This is a genomic window from Paraburkholderia sp. SOS3 (genome assembly GCF_001922345.1).
Classification (GTDB): domain Bacteria; phylum Pseudomonadota; class Gammaproteobacteria; order Burkholderiales; family Burkholderiaceae; genus Paraburkholderia.
In genome coordinates this window covers 2,779,923-2,805,418 of the sequence record NZ_CP018811.1, presented here as the reverse complement: position 1 = coordinate 2,805,418, position 25,496 = coordinate 2,779,923, and the positions used below count along the sequence as shown (strand labels likewise).

Sequence of the window (25,496 nt, the reverse complement as noted above, 5' to 3'; positions counted from 1 at the left end):
ATGACTCCGATTCTCGTATTCGACATCGAGACGATTCCCGATGTCGCCGGCATTCGCCGGCTCGAAGATTTGCCCGCCACGTTATCCGATGCCGAAGTCGCCGACTTTGCCTTCGCCGCGCGCCGCGAAAAGACGGGCGGCGATTTCCTGCCACATCATCTGCAGCGGATCGCGGCGATTTCCTGTGTGTTCCGCGACGACAACGGCTTTCGCGTGCGTTCTCTCGGCACGCTTGCCGATGGCGAAGCGACGCTCGTCCAGTCGTTCTTTCGTGTGATCGAAAAGTACACGCCGCAGCTCGTGTCGTGGAACGGCGGCGGCTTCGACTTGCCCGTGCTGCACTATCGCGCGCTGGTCAATGGCGTGACCGCGAGCCGCTACTGGGACCTCGGCGAAGACGACCGCGAGTTCAAATGGAATAACTACATCAGCCGCTATCACGCGCGTCATACGGACCTGATGGACGTGCTCGCGATGTATCAGGCGCGCGCGAATGCGCCGCTCGATGCGCTTGCCAGGCTGTGCGGCTTTCCGGGCAAGCTCGGCATGGACGGCGGCCAGGTGTGGCAGGCGTTCCAGCAGGGGCGCATCGAGGAAATTCGCAATTATTGCGAAACCGACGTGGTCAATACCTATCTGTTGTATTGCCGGTTCCAACTGATGCGCGGCGGTTTTTCGGCCGACGAATACGCTGACGAAATCGCGTTCGTGAAGAACGCACTCGCGCAGGAACCGGCCGCGCACTGGGCCCAATATCTCGCCGCGTTCGACGACTAGATTTGCGTGCGGCGCTCCCGCGTTGCAGCAGCGCGGAAGACGCCGTCGATGCCGCGCGCGTGGCGCAATCGCCCGATCAGTCTCAAGCGATCTCTACCACGATCGGCTGATGATCGGATGCGCGCGTTGCACCATCGATCTCGCAACTGCGCAGCCTGCCGCGCAGATCCTCCGTGACGAACACGAAGTCGCATGTGAGCGGCCCGTCCTTCCATTGCTCGGTATCGTAGACGCCCGCCGTCGGCGGCGGCGTGGCGCCCGGATGCAACGTCGTCCATGCGTCGATAAATGAAGCGCTGCCGTCGAGCGGCGCGATCATGCGCCGATAGGCGTCGCTGTCGTACGCACTGTTGAAATCGCCGCAGACGATTGCGCTGACCGGGCGGGACGTGTCGACAAACGGCCCGATCGCGTTTTCCGCAGGCGCCGGATGGGCCGCATGCCGAGCCGCTTCCTGTTGCATATGGCGCAGCGCATCGACCTGCGCGAGCCGCTGCGGCAGCGAATAGAACTCGAGATGCGTGACGATGACGCGCAGCGGTCCACCAGGCGCGCGCAGCACGGCTTCGAGTGCGACGCGCTGCATCGATGGCGCGTCGGCGTCGGCCGGCCATGGCAGCGAGTGGCGAATCACGCGTTCCACGGGCAGACGCGTGGCGAGCGCATTGCCGAACTGCCTGCGCGGCGCGCTGGGTCCGTCGAGCTTGAGCGGCGCGAGATCGGCGCCGATCGCGTCGAGTACCGTGTAGCCGGGCAATTCGTCGGCGAGTTCGGCAAACTGGTCGTCGCCCGGATGGCCCGCGAGCACGTTGAAGCCGCGCGTCACCTCCTGCATGCACAGCACGTCGAAATCGGCGAGGCGCTTCGCCTCGTTCACCATGCGCGGCAGGCTGACGTCGCCGCTCGCGCTGCGTCCCCACTGGACATTCCAGCTAATCAGTCGCATCGTCAAATCTCCGTTCGAGGTTTCCGTTCGTCTACAATCTCGCCTTTACTTCACCGTCTGTCAGGAAGTTGCTGGTGTCTGAAACCGTCCCCCGCGAAGCCTTAACTGCCGAAGCGAGCCCGCCCGCAGGCGCGGCGCCGAACGCCGCGGCGAACAACGCGACGCCCCATGCGGCGAATTCCGAGGCGAATTCCGCGCCGAATTCCGCCCCCAAGCCGGCGCCGGGCAAAGCGGCAAAACGCAAAGCCGCCCGCGCGGGCGGCACCGCGACGCCGCCCGCCGCGTTGCCCGAACTCGACATCGAGTCGCTCGACATGGAAGCGCGCGGCGTCGGTCGTACCGTCACCGATGACGGCACGCCGGGCAAGGTCATCTTCGTCGAAGGTGCGCTGCCCGGCGAGCGCGTTACCTATTCGAGTTATAGAAGGAAGCCGAGTTTCGAACAGGCCGTTGCAGTCGATATCCTGCGTGAAAGCGTGATTCGTACCAGGCCGCAGTGCCGCTTCTTCGGCACCTGCGGCGGCTGCTCGATGCAGCATCTCGATGTGCGCGCGCAAATCGCCGTCAAGCAGCGCGTTCTCGAAGACAACCTCGCGCATCTAGCGAAGCTGCGTGCCGAAACGATTTTCCGCCCGATCCACGGGCCCTCGTGGGGCTACCGCTACCGTGCGCGTCTGACGGTGCGCAACGTCGTGAAAAAGGGCGGCGTGCTCGTCGGCTTTCACGAACGCAAAAGCAGTTACGTTGCCGACATGACGAGCTGCGAAGTGCTGCCGCCGCATGTGTCGGATCTGCTCGTGCCATTGCGCAGGCTCGTTGAAGGCCTGTCGATTCGCGATCGCATGCCGCAGATCGAACTCGCGGTCGGCGCGACCGTCACGGCGCTCGTGCTGCGCGTGCTCGAACCGCTCGATGCCGCCGACGAACAGCTGTTGCGCGAATTCGCCGATGCGCACAACGTGCAGTTCTGGCTGCAGCCGAAGGGCCCCGATTCGGTCGTGCCGTTCTATCCGCCCGGCGTACAGCTCGACTACACGCTGCCCGAGTTCGGCGTCCGCATGCCGTTTCTGCCGACGGACTTCACGCAGGTCAATCACCAGATCAACCGCGTGCTCGTGGGGCGAGCGTTGCGTCTGCTTGCGCCGTCGAAAACCGACCGCGTGCTCGATCTTTTCTGCGGGATCGGCAACTTCACGTTGCCGCTCGCGAGACTCGCGCGCGAAGCGGTCGGCATCGAAGGTAGCGAAGCCTTGACCGCGCGCGCGCTCGCCAATGCGAAGGAAAACGGTGTCGACGGACATACATCGTTTGCATGCCGCAATCTGTTCGAAGTCGGTGCCGACGATTTACGTGCTTTAGGGCACTTCGACAAGTTTCTGATCGACCCGCCGCGCGAAGGCGCGCTGGCGGTATCGAAGGCGCTGGCCGATATCGCGCAAAGCGGCGACGGGCCGCTGCCGCAGCGCATCGTCTATGTGTCGTGCAATCCGGCGACGCTCGCGCGCGATGCGGGGCTGCTCGTCCATGAAGCCGGGTATCGGCTCAAGGGCGCGGGCGTGGTGAACATGTTTCCGCATACATCGCACGTCGAATCGATTGCGCTTTTCGAGCGCGATTGATCGCCGCCGATACGTCGCGCAGCCTGTGCGAAGGCTGCAAACCGAAGGCTGCAAACAAAAACGCCACGGCATGCCGTGGCGTTTTTATTATCGACGCAGCAGCGTTGGCGTCAATGCGGGTGCATCAGAACTGCCACCACGACTTCTCCTTGCCGGGACGCGCATGACCCGTGATGTACGGGCTGTCCGGGAAGGTGCCTGCGAGCACGCGCTTCGTGTCGTCGGCGAGTTGCGGCTGGTCGAGCTTCTCATACGACAGCCACATGATATGCAGCGCATCTTCGATGGCCGGCGCGTTCTTGTATTCCTTGATCGCCAGTTGCGCGCGATTGATCGCGGCCACGTACGCACCGCGACGATAGTAGTAGTCGGCCGCATGCACTTCGTGCGACGCGAGCGCATTCACGATATATCGCATGCGCTGCGCGGCATCGGGCGCATATTTGCTTTTCGGATACTTGTCGACGACGACCTTGAAAGCGTCATATGACTCGCGCAGCGATTTCGGATCGCGCTCGCTCATGTCCTGACCCGAGAACCGGCCAAACAGGCCGAGGTCGTCGTTGAAGTGGATCATACCCTTCAGGTAGTACGCGTACGCGATATCGGGGTGATCCGGGTGAAGCTGGATAAAGCGGTCGATGGCCTGGTCGGCTGCGGCCGTTTCGCTGTCTTTCCAGTTGCAATACGCGACATTGATCTGCGCCTGCTGGGCGAAATGGCCGAATGGGTCGCGACCCTCGAGCGCTTCGAAATACTTGGCGCACTTGCCCCAGTCGCCGCCGCTCAAGGCGTCTTGTGCCTCGTTATATAATTTGTTGTTGGTCCACGTGGCGGTTTCGTCGGTCTTCTCGGGCAGGCCGTGGCACGCTGCGACGAGCGCGACAGCGCACAGGCACGCGATCGTTCGGGCCGCTTTTCCCGTCGCGTATTGGGCCATTTGGGTAATCATGTTCAAGGCTCGCATTCTCAGTCCAGCTTCACGTCAAGCGCTTTACGTCAGGTAACCAGTCTCGATGACCCGTTCTCATACTCCGCGCGCCGCAGCCGGCACACGGAATAGCGACAAAGATTATAGCCGATGCGAAGGACGCTCCGACGAGGCGAGCCCCGACAGTTCCAATCGTTGCGGCATGCCCGACGACGAATTCGCCGCGGACGAACTGCTGGACACCCCGGTTTCTCGCGCTTGCGGACCCGGCGCGGCCGCACAAGAAGCGCCGCGCGTCGTGACCGTGCCGGCCGAACTCGCAGGCGAACGGCTCGACAAGGTGCTTGCGAAAGTCTTCCCCGAGTTCTCGCGCAGCCGGCTGCAAAGCTGGATCGAAGCGCAGCGCGTGCATGTCGAGGGCAAGCCGGCGAAGGTGCGTCAGCCCGTGCCGCTCAATGCGACGATCGAGCTCGTGCCCGATCTGCTGCCCGAGCAGCTGGCGTTTACGCCGGAGCCCGTGCCGCTCGATATCGTCTACGAAGACGAGACGATCGTCGTGATCAACAAGCCCGCGGGGCTCGTCGTGCATCCGGCGGCCGGCAACTGGAGCGGCACCGTGCTCAACGGCCTGCTGCATCGCTATGGCGAAGCGGCGGCGGGCCTGCCGCGTGCGGGCATCGTGCACCGGCTCGACAAGGAAACCTCGGGGCTCATGGTGGTCGCGCGCACGCTGGCCGCGCAGACCGATCTCGTGCGGCAGTTGCAGGCGCGCACGGTCAAGCGTCGCTATGTCGCGCTCGTCTGGGGCGGGATGCCCGAAGCAGGCACGATCGACGCGCCGATTGGCCGCGACCCGCGCGAACGTACGCGCATGGCAGTCGTGACCGGCGCGTCGGGCAAACCGGCGCGCACGCATTTCCGGCGCGTTGCGACGGTGGTGTGGGAGCGGCAGCCCGTGACCGCGATTCACTGCGATCTCGAAACCGGGCGCACGCATCAGATTCGCGTGCATTGCGCGCACACGGGCCACCCGCTGCTTGGCGATCCCGTGTACGGACGCGCGCGCGGCAAGCGTTCCGTGACGCCGCTGCCGGGCGGCTTCGCGCGGCAGGCGCTGCATGCGTGGCGTCTGGGGCTCGTTCACCCCGAAACGCGCCGCACGATGCAGTGGCGCGCGGACGTGCCCGACGACCTCGCGGCGTTGTGCGCCGCGCTCGGATTCGACCGCGAAGAAGCGGACGATTTCGAGGAAGACGCATATCTCGACGACGAAGCCGCTTACGATGCGACGCTCGATGCCGATGAAGCCGATCGCGACATCGAGGCGTTGGAAGCCGAAGACGGTTTTGATGACGAAGACGAGAGCGATGCCGTCGCAGCGGACGACGCGCTCGACGAACGCAGTCGAGGGCCCGATGGCGAAGCCTCGCACGGCGCCACGCGCGAAGCGCGCGGCCATCCGCGTCACAAGAACAAGGATCACCGCCGATGAACGTTCCCGACCTGACCTTCGCCGATGTGCTGCAACCGGGCTGGCGCGTCGCGCCGCAAGTGCGGGCGCTCGTCACGACGCGCAACGGCGGCGTGAGTCTGCCGCCGTACGGCAGATGGCGCGACGGCGCCGACGAGCCCGGCGGTCTTAATCTTGGCAGGCGCGCCGACGACGCGCCCGCGCATGTCGAACGGAACCGCGCGCGGCTGCGCGCGCTCGCGCGCATCGACGAACCGGCGTGGCTCCAGCAGGTGCACGGCGCGCACGTCGTGAGTGCCGACGACGTACTCGAGAATGCACGCGCGGGCGGCGCGGCGATCAGCGCCGACGCGAGCGTGACCGGCCAGCCAGGCACCGTATCGATCGTGATGATCGCGGACTGCATGCCGGTTTTGCTGTGCGACCCGGCGGGCGGCGCGGTCGGGGCTGCGCATGCGGGCTGGCGCGGCCTCGCCGCCGGTGTCGTCGAAAACACCGCGCAACGCGTCGCCGCATTGGCGGGCGTCGAACCGTCCGCATTGCATGCGTACCTCGGGCCGTGCATCGGGCCGTCCGCGTTCGAAGTCGGAGAGGACGTGCTGCACGCATTCGTCGACGCGGCGCCGACGGCGCGCCGCGATGCGGTTGCGCGTGCGTTCGTGCCGCGTAGCGCGGCTCCCGGTAAATACCTGGCAGACTTGCCGGCGCTCGCGCGCGAGCGGCTCGCGCAACTCGGCATTGTTCAGGTGACGGGCGGCGACCAATGCACGTTCACGCAACGCGAGCGTTATTACTCATATCGACGGGATCGCGTCACCGGCCGCATGGCCGCATTGATCTGGCTGGCGCGCTGAGCATGTGCGGTGCCGCGGCGCGTGCTGCTGCTCATGGCGACGTTTTCTCGACTTTGCAAAGTCGCATCGCACGAAGCATGGTGAAGGGTGCGATGAGCGGCGGCCGACGACCGATACCGCTGCTCACGGAGCCAATTGGTGCTGCAGCAAAAGCCCGAAGGCTGTGCAAAGTTTCGACATTTTTGCTGCGCCGCGGAAACCTTCGTGCATGACCGTACGTTTAACAGACGGCCGCGTCTTCGGTGTCGCAGCGAGGCGCCGCCATCTCCCGGAAAACCCTGATTTGTCGGGCACGCTGTCAGATTCGAACGGCATGGGTAGGGCGCTTGCGAACGCACGTTCCCTTACATGGGGAAAACGATAATGAAAAAAATATCGCAGTGCGGCAAAATCGGGATCAAGCATTGACATGCCTTGCAGTGGGGCGCAAGAATGTTCTCCAACAACGGGACAGGGCGTAAGCGGCCGCAAGCGTTTCGCCGCCTATGCACGAAGGCACCTGCCTCTCAACCGTCCGCGAGGACTCACCGGTAAAAGCAGGTATGGTGGCAGCTCAACACTCCTCGACTTCCTCACGCACGCAAACTTCATCGGATCGCACGCAACAGCAGCCGGGCGCGAATGCCGCCGGAGTTCAACAGTTATTCGACGCATGGTTGAACGCATGGCGTTCAATCGGTGCACCGGCCGCTGCAAACGGCAATCCGTTCGCGGTGCCGGGTTTGCCTGCCGGAATGGCAGGGATGCCGGCAGGGTGGCCTGCGGCGCTGCCCGCGGGGGTGGCCGCCGGCATGCCCGATTTCATGCAAGCGGCCGCCGGCATGCCGCAATTCGCAGAACAATTCGCCCGGCAGTGGGCCGAGCCATTCGCCAAAGCCGCGCAACAGCCGGTTGGGACCGCGTTTGGTGCCGTGCCCGGTGCCGGGTTTGGCCCGGAGATGGTCAAGCCGCCCATGCAGCCCTTCATGCAGTCCTTCACCGCGCTGCCGGGCATGAAGCTGCCCACCGCGGCCATCCCGCCCGAACGGCTACAGAAATTGCAGAGCGATTATTCGCGCGACGCCATGCAGTTGTTCCAGCAGGCTACGCAGGATTCGTCGAGCGCGCCCGAATTGAAGGACCGCCGTTTCAGCGCGCAAGCATGGAAGGCGACGCCGATCTACGCGTACATGGCCGCGTGGTATCTGCTGAACGCGCGCTATCTGCAGGAACTCGTCGACGCGCTCGAGACCGATGCGAAAACGCGCGAACGCATTCGCTTTGCGGTTCAGCAATGGACGGCGGCCGCATCGCCGAGCAACTTTCTCGCGCTGAATCCGGAAGCGCAAAAGACGCTGCTCGAAAGCCACGGCGAAAGTCTGCGTCAGGGCGTCATGAATCTGCTGGCCGACATGCAGCGCGGCAAGATATCGCAGACGGACGAGTCGCGTTTCGTCGTGGGCAAGAATCTCGCGATGAGCGAAGGCTCGGTCGTATTCGAAAACGATCTGTTCCAGCTCATTCAGTACAAGCCGCGTACCGCGACGGTGCGCGAGCGGCCGCTCCTGATCGTGCCGCCGTGCATCAACAAGTTCTACATTCTCGACCTGCAGCCTGAGAACTCGCTCGTTGCGCATGCGCTCGACGCGGGTCATCAGGTGTTCCTGATTTCGTGGCGCAATGCCGATGCGTCGATTGCGCATAAGACGTGGGATGACTACGTCGAAGAAGGCGTGCTGACCGCGATCGACACCGTGCAGCAGATCAGCGGGCGCGAGCAGATCAATACGCTCGGCTTCTGCGTCGGCGGCACGATGCTCGCCACGGCGCTCGCGGTTGCGGCCGCACGCGGCGAGCATCCGGCATCGTCGATGACGCTGCTTACCGCCATGCTCGATTTCTGCGATACGGGCGTGCTCGACGTATTCGTCGACGAGGCGCACGTGCAGATGCGCGAGCAGACCATCGGCGGCAAGAACGGCACGCCGCCCGGACTCATGCGCGGTCTCGAGTTCGCGAACACGTTCTCGTTCCTGCGGCCAAACGACCTCGTGTGGAACTACGTGGTCGACAACTACCTGAAGGGCCGCACGCCGATGCCGTTCGATCTGCTGTACTGGAACAGCGATTCAACGAGCCTGCCGGGCCCGATGTACGTCTGGTATCTGCGCAACACGTATCTCGAGAACAGCCTGCGCGAGCCGAACCGGCTCAAGGTATGCGGCGAGCCGGTCGACCTGTCGCGCATCGATGTGCCGACGTTCATCTATGGCTCGCGCGAAGACCATATCGTGCCGTGGCAAACCGCGTATGCGTCGGTGCCGCTGCTGACGGGCCCGCTCAAGTTCGTGCTCGGCGCGTCGGGGCATATCGCGGGCGTCATCAATCCGCCGGCAAAGAAAAAGCGCAGTTATTGGGTGATGGGCGGCGACGACAAGACCTTGCCGCGCAGCGCCGACGACTGGTTCGAGCGTTCGACCGAAACGCCGGGCAGCTGGTGGCCCGAATGGACCGCATGGCTTGACCAATACGCAGGCAAGAAAGTGAAGCCGCGCGCCGAGGCTGGTTCGGCCGGGTTCCCGGTCATCGAACCGGCGCCGGGGCGTTATGTGCAGCAACGCGAGTAGCGCGTGAGCGGTACGTATGTGCGTGTATGCCCGACGCGACGTGCAGGTTGCCGTCGCAACGGCAGGCAGTGGAAGCAGTAGACGACTGAGCGAATCTTTAACTTGACGGCACTTTGCGGCAGTTTGCGGCAGCGTATGGCGCAAGCGGCGGCTCCGGTACCGGAGGAAATCGAAATGACTGACGTAGTGATCGTATCGGCGGCCCGCACGGGCGTCGGCAAATTCGGCGGTTCGCTCGCGAAAATCCCTGCGCCTGAACTCGGCGCCACGGTGATTCGCGCGGTACTCGAACGCGCGGGCGTGAAGCCCGAGCAGGTCAGCGAAGTAATCATGGGCCAGGTGCTGGCGGCCGGCTCCGGCCAGAACCCGGCGCGGCAGTCGCTGATCAAGGCCGGCCTGCCGACGGCCGTGCCCGGCATGACGATCAACAAGGTATGCGGCTCGGGCCTGAAGGCCGTGATGCTCGCGGCCAATGCGATCATCGCGGGCGACGCGGAGATCGTCGTGGCCGGCGGCCAGGAAAACATGAGCGCGGCGCCGCATGTGCTGCCGAATTCGCGCGACGGATTCCGCATGGGCGACGCGAAGCTCATCGACACCATGATCTACGACGGCTTGTGGGACGTGTACAACCAGTACCACATGGGCATGACTGCGGAAAACGTCGCGAAGGAATACGGCATTACGCGCGAACAGCAGGACGCGTTCGCTGCGCTGTCGCAGAACAAGGCGGAAGCGGCGCAGAAATCCGGCCGTTTCGACGATGAAATCGTGCCGATCCAGATTCCGCAAAAGAAGGGCGACCCGCTTACGTTCGCCACCGACGAGTTCGTGCGCCATGGCGTGACGGCCGAGGCGCTTGCGGGGCTCAAGCCTGCGTTTTCGAAGGAAGGCAGCGTGACGGCTGCGAACGCGTCGGGTATCAACGACGGCGCCGCGGCGGTCGTCGTGATGTCGGCGAAGAAGGCCGAAGCGCTGGGCCTCACGCCGCTCGCTCGCATCAAGGCGTACGCGAATGCCGGTGTCGACCCGAAGGTGATGGGCATGGGTCCGGTGCCGGCATCGCGCCGCTGTCTCGAACGCGCGGGCTGGAGCATCAACGACCTCGACCTCGCGGAAATCAACGAAGCCTTTGCCGCACAGGCGCTGGCCGTGCACAAGCAGATGGGCTGGGACACGTCGAAGATCAACGTGAACGGCGGCGCGATCGCGATCGGCCATCCGATCGGCGCATCGGGCTGCCGCGTGCTCGTCACGCTGCTGCACGAAATGCAGAAGCGCGATGCCAAGCGCGGTCTTGCGTCGCTGTGTATCGGCGGCGGGATGGGGGTGGCGCTCGCCGTCGAGCGCCCCTGATGCCGTGAGCGCTGGCGGCGGCACGCGAGACGATCGATGCGTGGCCGCCGGCGCGGGTCGCCACCCGATTCGGGTCACGCCGCCGGCAGGTCGATGCAAGACCGAAGGTAGCCCGAAGGTCACGCGGTGACGGGCAGGGAGTAGCCACGCAAGCAGGAGGCCGCCGGCCGGCGCTTCCGCAAACGATAATGGAGTCAGGTTTATGTCAAAGCGAATTGCGTACGTAACAGGCGGCATGGGCGGCATCGGCACGGGCATCTGCCAGCGCCTGCACAAGCAGGGCTTCAAGGTTATCGCCGGCTGTGGCCCGAACTCGCCGCGCCGCACGAAGTGGCTCGAAGACCAGAAGGCGCTCGGCTTCGACTTCGTCGCCTCGGAAGGCAATGTGGGCGACTGGGATTCGACGAAGGCCGCGTTCGACAAGGTCAAGGCCGAATGTGGCGAGATCGACGTGCTCGTCAACAATGCGGGCATCACGCGCGACGTCGTGTTCCGCAAGATGACGCACGAAGACTGGACCGCGGTCATCGATACGAACCTCACGAGCCTCTTCAATGTCACGAAGCAGGTGATCGACGGGATGGTCGAGCGAGGCTGGGGCCGCATCATCAATATTTCGTCGGTGAATGGCCAGAAGGGTCAGTTTGGTCAAACGAACTATTCGACCGCCAAGGCCGGCATTCACGGCTTCACGATGTCGCTCGCGCAGGAAGTGGCCACGAAGGGCGTGACGGTCAACACCGTTTCGCCGGGCTACATCGGCACGGACATGGTGAAGTCGATTCGCCCCGATGTGCTGGAGAAGATCGTTGCGACGATCCCGGTACGCCGCCTCGGCGCACCGGAAGAAATCGCGTCGATCGTCGCGTGGCTGGCTTCCGAGGAATCCGGCTTCGCAACAGGCGCCGACTTCTCGTTGAACGGTGGCCTGCATATGGGCTGATCCACGCGTTCCGCTCGCAGGAGCCGGGACCGTGGTTTCAGGTGTGTCTGGCGGCGTCTCGCGCAGGCAATAGCCGTATTGTGCTGCGTTGTGTGCGAGAGGCGCCGTTTCCGCGCTGCATTGGCGCTCAAAGGCGTTACATGACCACTACTACAAAGAAAACAGCCGAACGACTCATCAAGAAATATCCGAACCGTCGACTGTACGATACGGAGACCAGCACCTACATCACGCTGACCGACGTCAAGCAGCTGGTGCTGGATCAGGAGGAATTCAAGGTCATCGATGCCAAGAGCAACGAGGACCTGACGCGCAGCATCCTGCTGCAGATCATTCTCGAAGAAGAGAGCGGCGGCTTGCCGATGTTCTCATCGCCGATGCTGTCGCAGATCATCCGTTTTTACGGGCACGCGATGCAGGGCATGATGGGCACGTACCTGGAAAAGAACATCCAGGCGTTCATCGACATCCAGAACAAGCTCGCGGATCAGTCGAAGGGTCTCTACGAAGGCAAGACGATGAACCCCGAGGTCTGGTCGCAGTTCATGAACATGCAGGCGCCGATGATGCAGGGGATGATGACGAGCTACATCGAGCAGTCGAAGAATATGTTCGTGCAGATGCAGGAGCAGATGCAGAACCAGGCGAAGACGATGTTCAGTTCGTTCCCGTTCACGCAGGCTACGCCGAACGCGGAACCGGAGAAGAAGTAAGCGGACTGCGCCGGCGCCGCGCTGATAGACGTTGGCGCGGGCGGGCTTGCACGCGTGCACCAAGGCCGCCAACGGCGGCTTACGCACGACGGCGCCCCCGCTACGCAAACGAGATGACGAGCCGCTTGCCGCATGCGGCGGCGTACTTGCGCAATGTGGCGAACGACGGAGAATGCTTTTCGCTCGAAAGCGATGCTTCGAGGCGCGACACGGCCGATGCGGTCGTCCCCATGCGCTCGGCGATCTCCGCTTGAGTGAGCCCGGCTTCGCGGCGCGCCGAAAGCAGCACGCGCAGCGCCGAGTATTCGTCTTCGAGCGCGTCGTACGCGGCGCGCACATCCGGTTTCGCGAGCAGCCGTTCCGTGTCGGCCTTCGTATGAGCGACCGGCTCGAACCCCTTGGGATTGCCGCCGCGCTGCGCAGTTACTTTAGCCATTGCGTACTACCTCCTTCGAACGTTGTACTTCTTTCAAGCGCTTGCGAGCCTTGCTCAATTCGTTGCGCGGCGTTTCCTGCGTCTTCTTGACGAAGGAATGCAGAACGACGACCTGCCGGTTGACGTGCATGCAGTAGAACACGCGCCCGATGCCTTCCTCTCCACGCGGACGTAACTCGAACAATCCGTCGCCCATCGCGCGCGAGTGCGGCATACGCAAATCGGCGCCGAATTCTTCCATGATGTCGACTAGCCGCAAATAGCTGGCGAGGATGCCATCGGGTAGTTCGAAGACTTCGCGTTTGACCTGGTCATTGAAATAAACGACGTTCCAGGTCATAGGCAAATATTAGCAAATTTGCTATTCGCGCACAAGTTGCTCGTGTGGAACAGCGAAACAGGGCAACCGGCGAGCAAAACGGTGGGGAAAACGGGCTGACTCATTGAACTCTGTCCTTTCGCAACGGCTGCTGCGGGTAAAATGCGGACAGCCAGTCTATCTACGCGGCGTTTTTTTCGCCCCTCGTCCGGAAGTAATAAGTTGAGCGCCTATTCAAACCCTACAGACCCCAGGAATAAGCCGTCGGCCACACCGAAGGTGGGATTCGTCTCACTTGGCTGCCCGAAAGCCCTCGTCGATTCCGAACAGATCATCACGCAACTGCGCGCCGAAGGTTACGAAATCTCGGGCACATACGACGGCGCCGATCTCGTCGTCGTCAACACGTGCGGATTTATCGACGAAGCGGTGCAGGAAAGTCTCGATGCGATCGGCGAAGCGCTGACCGAGAACGGCAAGGTGATCGTTACCGGCTGTCTCGGCGCAAAGAAGAGCGCGAGCGGTACGGGCCTTATCGAGGAAGTGCACCCGAAGGTGCTTGCGGTAACCGGTCCGCATGCGGTTGGCGAAGTCATGCAGGCGGTGCACAGCCACTTGCCGAAACCGCACGACCCGTTCGTCGATCTCGTGCCCGCGGCTGGCGTGAAGCTGACGCCGCGTCATTATGCGTATCTGAAGATCTCCGAAGGGTGCAACCATCGCTGCACCTTCTGCATCATCCCGTCGATGCGCGGCGATCTCGTGTCGCGGCCGGTCGCCGAGGTGATGCTCGAAGCGGAGAATCTGTTCAAGTCCGGCGTCAAGGAACTGCTCGTCATCTCGCAGGACACGAGCGCTTACGGCGTCGACGTCAAATATCGCACGGGCTTCTGGAACGGCAAGCCGATCAAGACACGCATGACGGACCTCGTTGCCGCGCTCGGCGAACTCGCCGCGCAATACGGCGCATGGGTACGGCTGCACTACGTGTACCCGTATCCGAGCGTCGACGAAGTGATTCCGATGATGGCCGAGGGGCCATTCAAGGGCCATGTACTTCCGTATCTCGACGTGCCGTTCCAGCACGCGCATCCCGAGGTGCTCAAGCGCATGAAGCGGCCGGCCAACGCGGAAAAGGTGCTCGAGCGCGTGCGCGCATGGCGCGAGATCTGCCCCGATCTGACGATCCGCAGCACGTTTATCGCGGGCTTTCCGGGCGAAACCGAAGCGCAGTTCGACGCGCTGCTCGACTTTATCCGCGAGGCTGAACTCGACCGCGTCGGCTGCTTCGCGTACTCGCCGGTCGAAGGGGCGAGCGCGAACGAACTCGACGGGGCACTGCCTGACGACGTGCGCGAGGAACGCCGCGCGCGCTTTATGGAAGTGGCCGAGCAGGTGTCGGCGAAGCGCATTGCGCGCAAGGTCGGCAAGACGCTGAAGGTGCTCGTCGACGAAATCAATGCCGACGGCGGCATCGGCCGCACTGCGGCGGATGCGCCGGAAATCGATGGCGTCGTCTACATAGCGCCGTCGGCAAAGGCGTCTAAGCGCTACAAGGTCGGCGATTTCGTCGCGGTGAAAATAACAGGCGCGGACGGCCACGACCTGTGGGGTGAAGTCTGAACGATGAGCGATGACGCACGAGCCGCGGCGCCCGACATTCTCGCCTTCGGCGAAGCGATGATCGAATTCAACCAGGCGCAGCCGGGCCTGCCGACGTGGCTTCAAGGGTTCGGCGGCGACACGTCGAATTTCTGCATTGCGGCCGCGCGCCAGGATGCGTCGGCGGGTTTCGTCTCGGCGGTGGGGCGCGACCGGTTCGGCGAGCTGCTGCTCGAGCTGTGGCGCAACGAACGCGTCGATACGTCGTGCGTGCGCGTCGACGAAAGCGCGCCGACCGGCGTCTATTTCGTTTCGCACGGTTCGGCCGGTCATCAGTTCGACTATCTGCGCGCGGGGTCCGCCGCGAGCCGCTATGCGCCGCACGATCTGCCGCTCGATGCGATTGCCGCGGCGAAAGCCGTGCATCTGTCGGGTATCAGTCTCGCGATCGGCGCGAGCGCCTGCGATGCCGCATTCGCCGCGATCGCACATGCGCGCGCACACGGCGTGCGCATCAGCTTCGATACGAACCTGCGGCTGAAACTGTGGCCGCTCGCGCGGGCGCGCGCGGTGATGCTCGAAGCGATACGGCAGTGCGACATCTGTCTGCCGAGCTGGGATGATGTCACCGTGCTCACGGGCCTCACAGACCGCGACGAGATCGTCGACTTTCTTCTCGCGCAGGGGCCGCGTATCGTCGCGATGAAGCTCGGCCGAGACGGCGCTTACATCGCGACGCGCGACGAACGCCGCGTGGTGCCCGCACTGCTCGTCGACGCAGTCGATGCGACGGGCGCGGGCGATTGCTTCGGCGGTGCGTTCGTCGCGCGCCTCGTCGCCGGCGATGACGCATTTGCTGCCGCGCGCTATGCAAACGTGGCGGCCGCGCTGTCGACGCAAGGCTATGGCGCGGTCGCGCCGATTCCCGATCGCGCGACCGTCGAGCGGTTGCTGGCGGCGTAGGCGCGTGACATTGCCGGACGTTGCGCGGCGCAATCTGCGCGACAATTCGTGCAGCCATGCGGCGCAGCGCGATGCTGCACGGCAGCGATGCGGCTGATTCGCGCAACGCAGCCATGCAACCGGTCGGGGCGGCGAAGCGATCCCTTGCCGGCTCGCCATGCCGGCCCGCACATACACGAGCGATATCAGGAGGAGCGAGCGATGCAACGTGAAGTAATCGTGGCAAGCGGCGTGCGTACCGCGATCGGCGACTTCGGCGGCGGCCTCAAGGATTTTGCGCCGACCGACCTCGCGGCGCGCGTCGTGCGCGAGGCAATGTCGCGTGCGAGCGTAGCCGGCGACGAAGTCGGGCACGTCGTATTCGGCAACGTGATCCACACCGAGCCGAAGGACATGTATCTCGCGCGCGTCGCGGCGCTCGACGGCGGCGTCGCGCAACATGCACCCGCGCTGACGGTGAACCGCCTGTGCGGTTCGGGGCTGCAGGCGGTGGTGTCAGCCGCGCAAAGCGTGCTGCTCGGCGATGCGGACATCGCGATTGCGGGCGGGGCCGAAAGCATGAGCCGTGCGCCCTACGTCATGCCGTCGGCGCGGTTCGGCCAGCGCATGGGCGACGCGCGCGTCGTCGACATGATGCTCGGTGCGCTCAACGATCCGTTCCAGGCCGTCCACATGGGCATCACCGCGGAGAACGTCGCGCAAAAGTACGGCATCACGCGCGCCGCGCAGGACGCGCTCGCGCTCGAATCGCATCGGCGCGCGGCGCATGCGATCGCGGCCGGCTACTTCAGGGACCAGATCCTGCCGCTTACGATCGCATCGAAGAAAGGCGAGACCGTGTTCGATACCGACGAACATGTGCGTGCCGACGCAAAAGCGGAAGATTTCGCTAAGCTCAAACCCGTATTCGCGAAGGAGAACGGCACAGTTACGGCCGGCAACGCATCGGGACTCAACGATGCGGCCGCCGCGCTCGTGCTGATGGAGCGTGGCGTTGCCGATGCGCGCGGCATCGAGCCGCTCGGGCGTCTCGTCGCCTATGCGCATGCGGGCGTCGATCCTGCGTATATGGGTATTGGTCCGGTGCCGGCCACGCGCAAGGTGCTCGAACGCGCGGGCCTCACGGTGGCGGACCTCGATGTGGTCGAAGCGAACGAAGCGTTCGCGGCGCAGGCATGCGCGGTCAGCAACGAGCTCGCGCTCGACCCCGCGAAGGTCAATCCCAATGGCTCGGGCATTTCGCTCGGCCATCCAATCGGCGCGACGGGCGCGTTGCTGACGGTCAAGGCGCTATATGAATTGCGGCGCACCGGCGGTCGCTATGCGCTCGTCACGATGTGCATCGGCGGCGGGCAGGGCATCGCTGCGATCTTCGAGCGCGTCTAGAGCACTGAGCGGGCGCGCCGCGCGTTTGCGCGGCGTCGCCGCATCACGCGCGGCACTGCGGAGCAACGCTCGACCTGCGGGTACCGCGTTTGCAACGCAGTCGCGGGAATACGCAAGCACGACGAAAGAACGAACGACAGGAACCACGAATGCAGCATACGAAGCCGATCGAGACGCGCGCAACGATGCGCGGCACGCTCAGGATGATCGCCGTTGCGCTGGTCGTTGCGGGCGCAACGATAGCGCCCACGGCGCATGCACAAGGCAATGCGGTGAAGGAACTGGCCGCGCCGCCGCCGATTCAGCTGCCGCTGAAGCCGAGCGCCGGGTATGCGAAGTTTCCGCGTTACGCGGGCATGCTCGGCTCGCGGCAGATCGTGCTGCGGCTCGGGCCGAAAACCGACGATCCGTCCGGCGTGCACGGCGAATATCAGTTCACCGACAACGGCGAAGTGATCCTGATCGCGGGCGATCGCACGGACGACACGCTCGAGGTCGAAGAATCGAACGACGGCACGCACATCACCGGCAACTGGGTCGGCAAGTTCGCCGCCGACGGCACATTGACGGGCGAGCGGATGAACGTCGACGATTCGAATCCGCAGGAATTCGATTTGCGCCCGCTGGCCGCGGGGGCGGCAATACCGCCGCCCGCTGCGCCTGCCGCGGCGAGCGCACCTGCTGCCGCCGCGCCCGCTACGCCCACTGCGCCGACGCCGTCGGACCAGCGCGGCGGGGCGCAGTCCGGCGGCCAGGCCGTCAACGGCGTGAGTAACCTGCGCACCGCCGAATAGCTTCAACAAGACCGACAAAATCAAACCCGTCGAGTTTGATCGGCTATGCCCGATCGGCAAAACCCCAGCGGACAACGAACATGAACTCATCTCCTCCGAAACATGGTTTGCAGACGCGCATCGTCCACCCGAAGGATGACCTGACACCGGGTTTCGAATCGTTATCGGTGCCGGTCGCGCGTGCGTCGACGGTGATTTTTCCCGATCTCGCGACGATGCGCGCGCTCGATTGGCGCAACGATGCGCAGTGGCGCTACGGCCTGCACGCGACGCCGACCTCGATCGTGCTCGCGCAGCGGCTTGCGGCGCTCGAAGGCGGCCAGCACACGCTGTTGCAGCCGTCGGGGCTGTCGTCGATTTCGAATGTGTACTTCGCGTTCGTCAAGTCCGGCGATGACGTGCTCGTTCCCGATAATGTGTATTCGCCGAACCGCGATCATGGCGAATGGCTCGCGCGTGACTTCGGCGTGAGCGTGCGCTATTACGACCCGATGATCGGCGCGCGCATCGCCGACCTGATCCGGCCGAATACGCGGCTGATCTGGCTCGAAGCGCCGGGCTCGGTCACGATGGAAGTGCCCGATATTCCCGCGATCACCGCGGTGGCACGCGCGCACGGCATCGTAACCGCCATCGACAACACATGGTCCGCGGGCATCGCTTTCCGTCCGTTCGACCACGGTGTCGATATCTCGGTGCAGGCGTTGACGAAGTACCAGTCGGGCGGCGCCGACGTGCTGATGGGTGCGACCATCACGGCAGACAAGGCGCTGCATCACAAGCTCAAGCTCGCGCGCATGCACATGGGCCTTGGCGTTTCGTCGGACGACTGCTCGCTGATCCTGCGCAGCCTGCCGACGATGCAGGTGCGCTTCCAGCAGCACGATCGCACCGCGCTCTCGCTCGCGAAATGGCTGAAGACGCGGCCCGAGATCGCCGCGGTGCTGCATCCCGCGCTGTCCGATTGCCCGGGCCATGAGCACTATCGGCGCGATTTCACCGGTGCGGGCGGCCTGTTCTCAGTCGTATTCGACGACCGCTACAGCGCCGCGCAAATCGATACGTTCTGCGAGTCGCTCGAACTGTTCGCGATCGGCTGGAGCTGGGGCGGCGTGGCGAGCCTCGTGATGCCATACGACGTCGCGTCGATGCGCAGCGCGTCCGCATGGCCGTATCGCGGCACGCTGGTACGTTTTTTCATGGGGCTCGAGGAAGAGGCGGACTTGCGCGCCGATCTCGAGCGCTGCCTCGATGCGCTCGCCGTGCCTGCGCGCTGAGCGGGCCTAACCCGGAAAAAGCCGCAGCAACCCGTCGAGCCCGACGTAATTGAACGCGACGCTCGCTGCTTCGCGCACCACGGGCTTCGCGCGAAACGCGACCGAGAGCCCGGCCTCGGCCATCATCTTCAGATCGTTCGAACCGTCGCCGAGCGCGATCGCGCGGCCCGGTTCGATACCGAGCGTCGCGCACGTCTCGCGCAGCGTGCGCGCTTTCACATCCGCATTGACGATCTCTCCAAGCACGCGCCCGGTCAGCTTGCCGTCGATGATTTCCAGCGTGTTTGCGCGCGTGAAATCGAGATTCAGGCGCGCCTGCAGCTTTTCGGTGAAGAACGTGAAACCGCCCGACACGAGCAACGTTCTGAGTCCTGCGGCCTTCGCGCCCGCAAGCATCCGTTCCGCGCCCGGAGACAGCTGCAGCCGCTCTTCGTAGACGCGTTCGAGCGCACTTGCGTCGAGCCCTTCGAGCAATGCGACACGCCGTGTGAGGCTTTCGTTGAAGTCCTTGATCTCGCCGCGCATCGACGCTTCGGTAATCGCCGCCACTTCGGCCTTGAGGCCGCAAAAATCGGCGATTTCGTCGATGCATTCGATCGTGATCAGCGTCGAATCCATATCCATCGCGACGAGGCCGAAATGCGTGAGGCGCAGGCCCGGCTCGACGAACGCGTAATCGAGCCGATGCGTGCCGCAATACACGTCGAGATCCGCGCGCTGCGCCGGGTTCACGTTTTCGAGGCGAATCGCGTGCTCGTCGATGACGATCGCTTGAGAGCCGTGCGCGAGCGCGGCGAGCGGTTTGCGATGATCGGCGGAAAGCGGCACAGGGCTTTGAATGACGAGGTTCATGTCGACGCGAAAATGGCTGGAAGCAATAGAGGGAAACAGGCGCGCAAAGGTGGGCCGCGAGGTTCACTGCAGTTCACTGCAGGGCGGCCGCCGAAAATCCGGCTATTGTAACGGGTCCGATCTACGCGCTCGCCCGCCCGCATCTTTTGCCGCCCGGCACGCAACTCTTACAGCCTGCTCGCGGCACGATACGCATATGAATGCGCGTGCTCGAGCCATCTACCGTGGGCACAACGTGGAAAGCCGCGTGGCATGCTTGCTGCTTCCATCGAAGTCTGAACCTCGGGGAGTGCGCGATGGCACATATGATCTGGAAAGGCGCAATCAGCTTCGGTCTCGTGCATGTGCCGGTGCAGTTGTATCCGGCGACGCAGTCGGAGAAAGTGGGCTTCAATCTGCTCGACAAGCGGTCGATCGATCCGATCGGATACAAGCAGATCAACAAGCGCACGGGCAAGGAAGTCACGCGCGAGAATATCGTGCGCGGCTTCGAGTACGAGAAGGGTAAATATGTCGTGATGTCCGATGCGGAGATTCGCTCGGCAAACCCCGAATCGACGCAGACCGTCGATATTCTCGCGTTCGTCGAAGCGCCGGACATCTCGTTCCTGTATCTCGATACGCCCTACTATCTGACGCCCGATCGCAAGGGTGAAAAGGTCTACGCGCTGTTGCGCGAGGCGCTCAAGGAAAGCGGCAAGATCGGTATTGCGAACGTCGTGATGCACAACAAGCAGCATCTCGCGGCGCTGATACCGATCGGCCCGGTGCTCGCGCTGAACACGCTGCGCTGGGCCGGCGAAGTTCGATCGTACGACGAACTGAAGCTGCCGGACGAAAACCGCAAGAAGGCCGGCGTCACGCCGCGCGAGCTCGAGATGGCGAAGAAGCTCATCGACGATATGAGCGACGCGTGGGATCCATCCGCGTATCACGACACGTTCCACGACGACATCATGGCCCTGGTCGACCGCAAGGTCAGCGAAGGCAGGACCGAGGAAATCGGCGAGGTCGACGAGCCGGCCGACACGCGGCCGAGCGCCGATATTCTCGATCTGTCGGAACTGCTCAAGCGCAGCCTCGGCAAGGGCAAAGCCGCGGGCGCGCGCAAGTCGGCGGCGAAAGCAGATGGGAAAGCCACGGCGAAGCCGGCGCGTGCGCGCGCCAGCCGTGACGAGGACGCCGAACAGGAAACCGGCGCCAACACGCGGCGCGCACCGCGCCGCGCCGCAAAGAGCAAGGCAACGACGCGGCGAAGCTCAGGCGGCGCGAGCAGCACGGCCGTGCGCAAACGCCGCGCCGCCTAGGCGTACAGATAGCGAAGCCGACCGTCACGATGAATCATGGCCGACAAACTGGAAACCTATCACCGCAAACGACGCTTCGATGAAACGCCCGAGCCGTCCGGGGCGGATGCGCCGCGCAAGGCCGCCGGCCGAGGCGCAGCGCGCAAAGCGACGCATGCGCTCGCCTTCGTCATTCAGGAGCACGATGCACGGCGTCTGCACTACGACTTCCGGCTCGAGCTCGACGGCACCCTGAAATCGTGGGCGATACCGAAAGGGCCGAGCCTCGACCCGTCGGTGAAGCGGCTCGCCGTGCACGTCGAAGACCATCCGCTCGACTATGGGTCGTTCGAGGGCACGATTCCGGAAGGCCACTATGGCGCAGGCGACGTTATCGTTTGGGACCGTGGCACGTGGGAACCGGTCGGCGGCGAGCGCGAGGCGCTCGCCGCATACGCGGCCGGCAAGCTCAAGTTCCAGTTGCACGGCGAGAAGCTGCACGGCGGCTGGACGCTCGTGCGCAGCCATATGCGCGGCAGCGGCGACAAGGAGCAGTGGCTGCTGATCAAGGAGCGCGACCGCGAAGCCCATAGCGAGAGCGAATTCGATGTGCTCGGCGCGTATCCTGGCAGTGTGTTGTCCGATGCGCCGGGCGCGCAGGGCGGGCACGGTGCGAGCAAGGGCGAGCGCGCCGCCAGGCCGCAGACCAAGCCGCAATCGACTGGCCGCGCGCCCGCTCGCACGGCTCGTACCAGCACTGGCACCAGCGCGGCCAGGCGCAGCGAGCACCCCGACATCGTCGCGACGCGCAACAGCGAGTCGCTGCGCGAGCTCGCGCAAACGCCTGCGATCGAAGGAGCGAAAAAGGCCGCGCTGCCTGCCGCGATGAAGCCGGAGCTCGCTACGCTCGTCGAAACCCCGCCCGCCGGCGACACATGGACCTACGAGATCAAGTTCGACGGCTACCGCGTGCTCGCGCGCATCGATCAGCGCAACGAGAAAGATCCGGTGCGCATTTTCACGCGCGCGGGCAACGACTGGACCGAAAGGTTCGGCAAACAGGCGCAAGCGCTCGCGAAGATCGGAGTCGAGACCGCATGGCTGGACGGCGAAGCCGTGGTGCTCGACGAGCATGGCGTACCGAGCTTTCAGGCGCTGCAAAACGCGTTCGATACGCATCGCGAACGCGACATCACGCTGTATCTGTTCGACCTGCCGTATCTGAACGGCTACGACCTGCGCAACGTACCGCTCGAACAGCGCCGCGCATTGCTACGCGCGCTGCTCGAATCGCTCGACGACGACGCGTTGCGCTATTCGGCCGACTTCGGCACTGACGCTGAGGCCTTGATCAGAAGCGCGTGCGAGATGTCGCTCGAAGGCATCATCGGCAAGCGGCGCGACAGCCGTTATACGTCGGGCCGTTCGTCGGCATGGATCAAGCTCAAATGCCGGCGGCGCCAGGAATTCGTGATCGGCGGTTATACGGAACCGGGCGGCAGCCGGTCGGACTTCGGCGCGCTGCTGCTTGGCGTCTACGACGAAGGGGGCAAGCTGCGCTATGCAGGCCGCGTCGGCACGGGCTTCGATGCGAAGCGGCTGCGTGCCGTAAAAAAAGAGCTCGACGCGCGCGAAACGACGAAGATGCCTTTCGCGAGCGTACCCAGCGAACGCAGTCGCACACCCGTGCACTGGGTCAAGCCCGAGCTCGTCGCCGAATGCAATTTCGCCGAATTGACCGATGAAGGCATCGTCCGCCAGGCGTCGTTTGTCAGCCTGCGCAGCGATAAACCCGCGCGGCAGATCGTCATCGAAGCGCCGCGCCAAGGAGCTGACGTGCAACAGACGAGTGAAGACGAAAGCGCAGCCTCGCGGGCCGCGCCGCGTACGAAGGCACGCGCGGCGAAAGCGCGGACCGCGACGCATGACGGCGACGGCACGGCGGCAACCAAACGCGCAGGTAAGGCGTCTTCGTCGCGCAAGACGGCGCAAGCCGAAGGCGGCGACACGCGCGCGGCAACGGCTGCGTCGCGCGGCACATCGAAAGCGCGGGGCGCCGCGACGCAGACGGTCGCGGGCGTGCGGATCTCGCATCCGGACCGCGTGATCGACAAGCACACGGACACACGCAAGATCGATCTCGTGCGCTATTACGAGTCAGTGGCCGACTGGATGCTGCCGCATCTGCGCGATCGCCCGGTGTCGCTCGTACGCGCGCCCGAGGATATCGGCGGCGAGCTGTTTTTCCAGAAGCATGCCGAAAAGCTGTCGATCCCGAACATCACGCAGCATCCGGGGCTCGATCCCGGCCATCCGTCGCTGATCACGATCGACAGCGCGAAAGCGCTCGTCGGCGCGGCGCAGATGGGCACGATCGAGTTGCACACGTGGAATGCGGTGGCCTCGAACATCGAGAAACCCGACCGCGTCGTGTTCGATCTCGACCCCGATCCTGCGCTCGGCTGGGAGCGGATGATCGAAGCGGCGCAACTGACGCATACGCTGCTCGCCGAACTCGGACTCGTATCGTTCTGCAAGACGAGCGGCGGCAAGGGCCTGCATGTCGTGGTGCCGCTGACGAAACACGAGGGCTGGGACGACGTAAAGGCGTTTTCTCAGGCCGTCGCGCAGCACATGGCGAGCACGCTGCCGAAGAACTTCGCCGCGAAGATGGGCGCGCAAAACCGCAAGGGCAAGATATTCGTCGACTACCTGCGCAACAACCGCGGCTCGAGCACGGTCGCAGCCTATTCGGCGCGCGCGCGGCCGGGTCTCGGCGTCTCGGTGCCGCTCAGTTGGGACGAAGTGCCGGACACCACGGCCGGCGACCAGTGGAACATCGCGAATCTGCACGAGCGCCTGCAGTCGCTGCGCGAGGATCCGTGGGCCGACTATGCGAAGACGCGGCAGCGCATCACGGCGGCGATGAGAAAACGCCTCGCGGGCGAACGCGGGTAGCGGCGTGCGTTGCGCGAGCCGCTATCCGTTATCGGCTGCACCCCCAAACCAGACGGAGGAATCAACGATGAAAACATCGACTCAACGCGCGACCGGCGACCAGAAGTCGTCCACCGAGCGCGACAAGCAGAACGCAGGGCAACAGCACGCGTCGCATGAAGCGTCGGCGCCGCTACCGCACGAGACCGATCAAAATAGCGAATCGCAACATGAAGATGCGGCACGCGGCATCGGCAAGCAGGCACATCGCGATGTCGAGCAGGGGCTCGAAGACACGGACCGGCGCGGCGGCGGCGATTATCAGGAGCGCACGCAGAACGACGCGCATACGAACCGCAATTCGCAAGGAAAGGGGACGGGCAGACACTAGCCGTCCCGGTCCGGGCCGTCCCGACGCAGGCCGTGCTATGACGGGTCGTCCCAATACGGCGGGTCGCCGAAGCGCTCGGCGAGAAAATCGATAAAAGCGAGCGTCTTCGGCGGCACGAATGCGCGGCTCGGGTAGACGGCCCAGATCGCGACGGTCTCGGCAAGCGGGTAACTGTCGAGCACCGTGACGAGCGCGCCGCTTTTCAGATACGGCGCGACGTCCCACGTCGATTTCAGTGCGATGCCGAAGCCGTCGAGCAGCGCGTCGCGAATCACCTCGCCGTTGTCGGTGGCAAGCCGTCCTTCGACGCGCACGCTGACCGGACCGGCCGGCGTGATGAACGACCAGTCGCGCTGGTTCGACAGCACGATGCACTCGTGTGCGGCGAGGTCCGACGGATGATGCGGCGTGCCGCGCGCGGCGAGGTAGGCGGGCGCGCAGCACAGCATGCGCCGGTTCGCTGCGAGCCGCCGCGCGACGAGCGACGAATCTTTGAGCGCACCGACCCGGATCGCGACATCGACGCCGCCGTCGACGAGATCGACGACGTGATCGGTCAACCTCAGATCGACGCTGACGCCGGGAAAGCGCCGCAGGAACGCCGCGATCGCGGGGGAGACATGCTGCCTGCCGAACGACGACGGCATCGATACGCGCAACCGCCCTTGCGGTTCGGCCTGCGCGCGTCCGACCGACGCGCGCGCGGCGGCGGCCGCTTCGAGCAGCGTCTGCGCGCGGCCCATAAACACTTCGCCTTCCTGTGTAAGGCTGATGCGGCGCGTGGTTCGATGCAGCAGGCGTGCGCCCAGTTCGTGTTCGAGGTTCGCAATACGGGCGCTCGCCACTGCCGGCGAGAGCCCGAACTCGCGGCCGGCGGCCGACACGTTCGCGAGCAGTGCCGCACGCACGAACAGCGCGACGTCGAGCAGATCGAGCCTGTCGCGCGGATCGGGGAGTGGAGCGACGAAAGCCATTTTTCGGAAATTCCTGAAAATGTTTCAGTAATTATGGCTGTTTTCGGCGAAGCAGCGGGCCAC

23 protein-coding genes are annotated in these 25,496 nt (G+C 64.4%); 16 read left to right on the top strand and 7 right to left on the bottom strand.

Going from position 1 to position 25,496, the window contains the following annotated elements; all coding sequences use genetic code 11:
- Complete coding sequence (locus BTO02_RS12530) at nt 1-777, top strand: 3'-5' exonuclease (RefSeq protein ID WP_075158827.1); 777 nt, start codon at nt 1-3, stop codon at nt 775-777.
- An 82-nt stretch (nt 778-859) separates the two neighbouring features.
- On the opposite strand, the gene BTO02_RS12525 is transcribed toward BTO02_RS12530, so the two are convergent.
- Entirely contained in the window at nt 860-1,723 is an 864-nt protein-coding gene (locus tag BTO02_RS12525) for an endonuclease/exonuclease/phosphatase family protein (protein WP_075157304.1), read from the bottom strand.
- A gap of 284 nt (nt 1,724-2,007) precedes the next feature.
- Here BTO02_RS12525 and rlmD point away from each other — a divergent pair, with 284 nt between their 5' ends.
- Nucleotides 2,008-3,342, top strand: coding sequence for a 23S rRNA (uracil(1939)-C(5))-methyltransferase RlmD (gene rlmD, locus BTO02_RS12520; RefSeq protein WP_269668028.1), 1,335 nt, complete (start codon nt 2,008-2,010; stop codon nt 3,340-3,342).
- Nucleotides 3,343-3,466: 124 nt separating this feature from the next.
- Here the strand turns inward: rlmD and BTO02_RS12515 are convergent, their stop codons facing one another.
- Nucleotides 3,467-4,282 carry an outer membrane protein assembly factor BamD gene (locus tag BTO02_RS12515; protein ID WP_232243532.1) on the bottom strand — a complete coding sequence of 272 codons (816 nt, stop codon included), beginning with the start codon at nt 4,280-4,282 and terminating at the stop codon, nt 3,467-3,469.
- A 76-nt stretch (nt 4,283-4,358) separates the two neighbouring features.
- Here BTO02_RS12515 and BTO02_RS12510 point away from each other — a divergent pair, with 76 nt between their 5' ends.
- Both BTO02_RS12510 and pgeF read left to right on the top strand, forming a co-directional pair.
- Nucleotides 4,359-5,765, top strand: a complete 1,407-nt coding sequence (locus tag BTO02_RS12510) for an RluA family pseudouridine synthase (protein WP_083615101.1) — start codon at nt 4,359-4,361, stop codon at nt 5,763-5,765.
- On the top strand, nt 5,762-6,598 hold the full coding sequence (gene pgeF / locus BTO02_RS12505; RefSeq protein WP_075157302.1) for a peptidoglycan editing factor PgeF: 837 nt from the start codon (nt 5,762-5,764) through the stop codon (nt 6,596-6,598). The genes BTO02_RS12510 and pgeF overlap by 4 nt, the downstream gene beginning before the upstream one ends.
- 123 nt (nt 6,599-6,721) lie before the next feature.
- On the opposite strand, the gene BTO02_RS34265 is transcribed toward pgeF, so the two are convergent.
- Nucleotides 6,722-7,003 carry a hypothetical protein gene (locus BTO02_RS34265; RefSeq protein WP_156883815.1) on the bottom strand — a complete coding sequence of 94 codons (282 nt, stop codon included), beginning with the start codon at nt 7,001-7,003 and terminating at the stop codon, nt 6,722-6,724.
- Nucleotides 7,004-7,140: 137 nt separating this feature from the next.
- Between BTO02_RS34265 and phaC the strand changes: the two genes are divergently transcribed.
- The 4 genes from phaC (at nt 7,141) to phaR (ending at nt 12,216) form a co-directional block, all read left to right on the top strand.
- Nucleotides 7,141-9,204 carry a class I poly(R)-hydroxyalkanoic acid synthase gene (gene phaC / locus BTO02_RS12500; RefSeq protein ID WP_075157301.1) on the top strand — a complete coding sequence of 688 codons (2,064 nt, stop codon included), beginning with the start codon at nt 7,141-7,143 and terminating at the stop codon, nt 9,202-9,204.
- A gap of 174 nt (nt 9,205-9,378) precedes the next feature.
- Nucleotides 9,379-10,560 carry an acetyl-CoA C-acetyltransferase gene (locus tag BTO02_RS12495; RefSeq protein WP_075158825.1) on the top strand — a complete coding sequence of 394 codons (1,182 nt, stop codon included), beginning with the start codon at nt 9,379-9,381 and terminating at the stop codon, nt 10,558-10,560.
- Between the two features lie 202 nt (nt 10,561-10,762).
- Nucleotides 10,763-11,503: a 3-ketoacyl-ACP reductase gene (locus BTO02_RS12490; RefSeq protein WP_075157300.1), complete on the top strand. Its 741-nt coding sequence runs from the start codon at nt 10,763-10,765 to the stop codon at nt 11,501-11,503.
- Between the two features lie 140 nt (nt 11,504-11,643).
- Nucleotides 11,644-12,216: a polyhydroxyalkanoate synthesis repressor PhaR gene (gene phaR / locus BTO02_RS12485; protein WP_075157299.1), complete on the top strand. Its 573-nt coding sequence runs from the start codon at nt 11,644-11,646 to the stop codon at nt 12,214-12,216.
- A gap of 100 nt (nt 12,217-12,316) precedes the next feature.
- Here phaR and BTO02_RS12480 read toward each other — a convergent pair whose 3' ends face one another.
- Both BTO02_RS12480 and BTO02_RS12475 read right to left on the bottom strand, forming a co-directional pair.
- Nucleotides 12,317-12,652 (bottom strand): helix-turn-helix domain-containing protein, encoded by a 336-nt coding sequence (locus BTO02_RS12480; protein WP_075157298.1) that lies wholly within the window; start codon nt 12,650-12,652, stop codon nt 12,317-12,319.
- Nucleotides 12,645-12,992 carry a type II toxin-antitoxin system RelE/ParE family toxin gene (locus BTO02_RS12475; protein ID WP_075157297.1) on the bottom strand — a complete coding sequence of 116 codons (348 nt, stop codon included), beginning with the start codon at nt 12,990-12,992 and terminating at the stop codon, nt 12,645-12,647. The genes BTO02_RS12480 and BTO02_RS12475 overlap by 8 nt, the downstream gene beginning before the upstream one ends.
- A gap of 141 nt (nt 12,993-13,133) precedes the next feature.
- Between BTO02_RS12475 and rimO the strand changes: the two genes are divergently transcribed.
- From rimO to BTO02_RS12450, 5 genes are all read left to right on the top strand, one after another.
- Complete coding sequence (rimO, locus tag BTO02_RS12470; RefSeq protein WP_442953405.1) at nt 13,134-14,594, top strand: 30S ribosomal protein S12 methylthiotransferase RimO; 1,461 nt, start codon at nt 13,134-13,136, stop codon at nt 14,592-14,594.
- A 3-nt stretch (nt 14,595-14,597) separates the two neighbouring features.
- Nucleotides 14,598-15,536, top strand: a complete 939-nt coding sequence (locus tag BTO02_RS12465) for a sugar kinase (protein WP_075157295.1) — start codon at nt 14,598-14,600, stop codon at nt 15,534-15,536.
- A gap of 201 nt (nt 15,537-15,737) precedes the next feature.
- Nucleotides 15,738-16,922, top strand: coding sequence for a beta-ketothiolase BktB (gene bktB / locus BTO02_RS12460; protein ID WP_075157294.1), 1,185 nt, complete (start codon nt 15,738-15,740; stop codon nt 16,920-16,922).
- 149 nt (nt 16,923-17,071) lie between these two features.
- Nucleotides 17,072-17,716, top strand: a complete 645-nt coding sequence (locus BTO02_RS12455) for a hypothetical protein (RefSeq protein ID WP_075157293.1) — start codon at nt 17,072-17,074, stop codon at nt 17,714-17,716.
- 80 nt (nt 17,717-17,796) lie between these two features.
- The gene (locus BTO02_RS12450) at nt 17,797-18,993 is read left to right on the top strand and encodes a cystathionine beta-lyase (RefSeq protein ID WP_075157292.1); all 1,197 of its coding nucleotides are present in this window, start codon (nt 17,797-17,799) and stop codon (nt 18,991-18,993) included.
- Between the two features lie 6 nt (nt 18,994-18,999).
- On the opposite strand, the gene serB is transcribed toward BTO02_RS12450, so the two are convergent.
- Nucleotides 19,000-19,845: a phosphoserine phosphatase SerB gene (gene serB / locus BTO02_RS12445; protein WP_075157291.1), complete on the bottom strand. Its 846-nt coding sequence runs from the start codon at nt 19,843-19,845 to the stop codon at nt 19,000-19,002.
- A gap of 296 nt (nt 19,846-20,141) precedes the next feature.
- Between serB and ku the strand changes: the two genes are divergently transcribed.
- The 3 genes from ku to BTO02_RS12430 all read left to right on the top strand — a co-directional run bounded on the left by ku (nt 20,142) and on the right by BTO02_RS12430 (nt 24,459).
- A complete protein-coding gene (gene ku, locus BTO02_RS12440) occupies nt 20,142-21,152 on the top strand; it encodes a non-homologous end joining protein Ku (protein WP_075157290.1) in 1,011 nt (336 codons plus the stop codon).
- A gap of 36 nt (nt 21,153-21,188) precedes the next feature.
- Nucleotides 21,189-24,089, top strand: coding sequence for a DNA ligase D (gene ligD, locus BTO02_RS12435; protein WP_075157289.1), 2,901 nt, complete (start codon nt 21,189-21,191; stop codon nt 24,087-24,089).
- A gap of 67 nt (nt 24,090-24,156) precedes the next feature.
- On the top strand, nt 24,157-24,459 hold the full coding sequence (locus BTO02_RS12430) for a hypothetical protein (RefSeq protein ID WP_075157288.1): 303 nt from the start codon (nt 24,157-24,159) through the stop codon (nt 24,457-24,459).
- A gap of 35 nt (nt 24,460-24,494) precedes the next feature.
- Here the strand turns inward: BTO02_RS12430 and BTO02_RS12425 are convergent, their stop codons facing one another.
- A complete protein-coding gene (locus tag BTO02_RS12425; protein ID WP_075157287.1) occupies nt 24,495-25,433 on the bottom strand; it encodes a LysR family transcriptional regulator in 939 nt (312 codons plus the stop codon).
- Between the last annotated feature and the right edge of the window lie 63 nt (nt 25,434-25,496).

Excerpts from the sequence above, each read along its gene's own strand:
- BTO02_RS12530 (WP_075158827.1), top strand. The coding sequence starts at position 1 with ATGACTCCGATTCTCGTATTCGACATCGAGACGATTCCCGATGTCGCC.
- BTO02_RS12525 (WP_075157304.1), bottom strand. The coding sequence starts at position 1,723 with ATGCGACTGATTAGCTGGAATGTCCAGTGGGGACGCAGCGCGAGCGGC.
- BTO02_RS12515 (WP_232243532.1), bottom strand. The coding sequence starts at position 4,282 with ATGGCCCAATACGCGACGGGAAAAGCGGCCCGAACGATCGCGTGCCTG.
- BTO02_RS12510 (WP_083615101.1), top strand. The coding sequence starts at position 4,359 with ATGACCCGTTCTCATACTCCGCGCGCCGCAGCCGGCACACGGAATAGC.
- pgeF (WP_075157302.1), top strand. The coding sequence starts at position 5,762 with ATGAACGTTCCCGACCTGACCTTCGCCGATGTGCTGCAACCGGGCTGG.
- BTO02_RS34265 (WP_156883815.1), bottom strand. The coding sequence starts at position 7,003 with ATGCTTGATCCCGATTTTGCCGCACTGCGATATTTTTTTCATTATCGT.
- phaC (WP_075157301.1), top strand. The coding sequence starts at position 7,141 with ATGGTGGCAGCTCAACACTCCTCGACTTCCTCACGCACGCAAACTTCA.
- BTO02_RS12495 (WP_075158825.1), top strand. The coding sequence starts at position 9,379 with ATGACTGACGTAGTGATCGTATCGGCGGCCCGCACGGGCGTCGGCAAA.
- BTO02_RS12490 (WP_075157300.1), top strand. The coding sequence starts at position 10,763 with ATGTCAAAGCGAATTGCGTACGTAACAGGCGGCATGGGCGGCATCGGC.
- phaR (WP_075157299.1), top strand. The coding sequence starts at position 11,644 with ATGACCACTACTACAAAGAAAACAGCCGAACGACTCATCAAGAAATAT.
- BTO02_RS12480 (WP_075157298.1), bottom strand. The coding sequence starts at position 12,652 with ATGGCTAAAGTAACTGCGCAGCGCGGCGGCAATCCCAAGGGGTTCGAG.
- BTO02_RS12475 (WP_075157297.1), bottom strand. The coding sequence starts at position 12,992 with ATGACCTGGAACGTCGTTTATTTCAATGACCAGGTCAAACGCGAAGTC.
- rimO (WP_442953405.1), top strand. The coding sequence starts at position 13,134 with ATGCGGACAGCCAGTCTATCTACGCGGCGTTTTTTTCGCCCCTCGTCC.
- BTO02_RS12465 (WP_075157295.1), top strand. The coding sequence starts at position 14,598 with ATGAGCGATGACGCACGAGCCGCGGCGCCCGACATTCTCGCCTTCGGC.
- bktB (WP_075157294.1), top strand. The coding sequence starts at position 15,738 with ATGCAACGTGAAGTAATCGTGGCAAGCGGCGTGCGTACCGCGATCGGC.
- BTO02_RS12455 (WP_075157293.1), top strand. The coding sequence starts at position 17,072 with ATGCAGCATACGAAGCCGATCGAGACGCGCGCAACGATGCGCGGCACG.
- BTO02_RS12450 (WP_075157292.1), top strand. The coding sequence starts at position 17,797 with ATGAACTCATCTCCTCCGAAACATGGTTTGCAGACGCGCATCGTCCAC.
- serB (WP_075157291.1), bottom strand. The coding sequence starts at position 19,845 with ATGAACCTCGTCATTCAAAGCCCTGTGCCGCTTTCCGCCGATCATCGC.
- ku (WP_075157290.1), top strand. The coding sequence starts at position 20,142 with ATGGCACATATGATCTGGAAAGGCGCAATCAGCTTCGGTCTCGTGCAT.
- ligD (WP_075157289.1), top strand. The coding sequence starts at position 21,189 with ATGGCCGACAAACTGGAAACCTATCACCGCAAACGACGCTTCGATGAA.
- BTO02_RS12430 (WP_075157288.1), top strand. The coding sequence starts at position 24,157 with ATGAAAACATCGACTCAACGCGCGACCGGCGACCAGAAGTCGTCCACC.
- BTO02_RS12425 (WP_075157287.1), bottom strand. The coding sequence starts at position 25,433 with ATGGCTTTCGTCGCTCCACTCCCCGATCCGCGCGACAGGCTCGATCTG.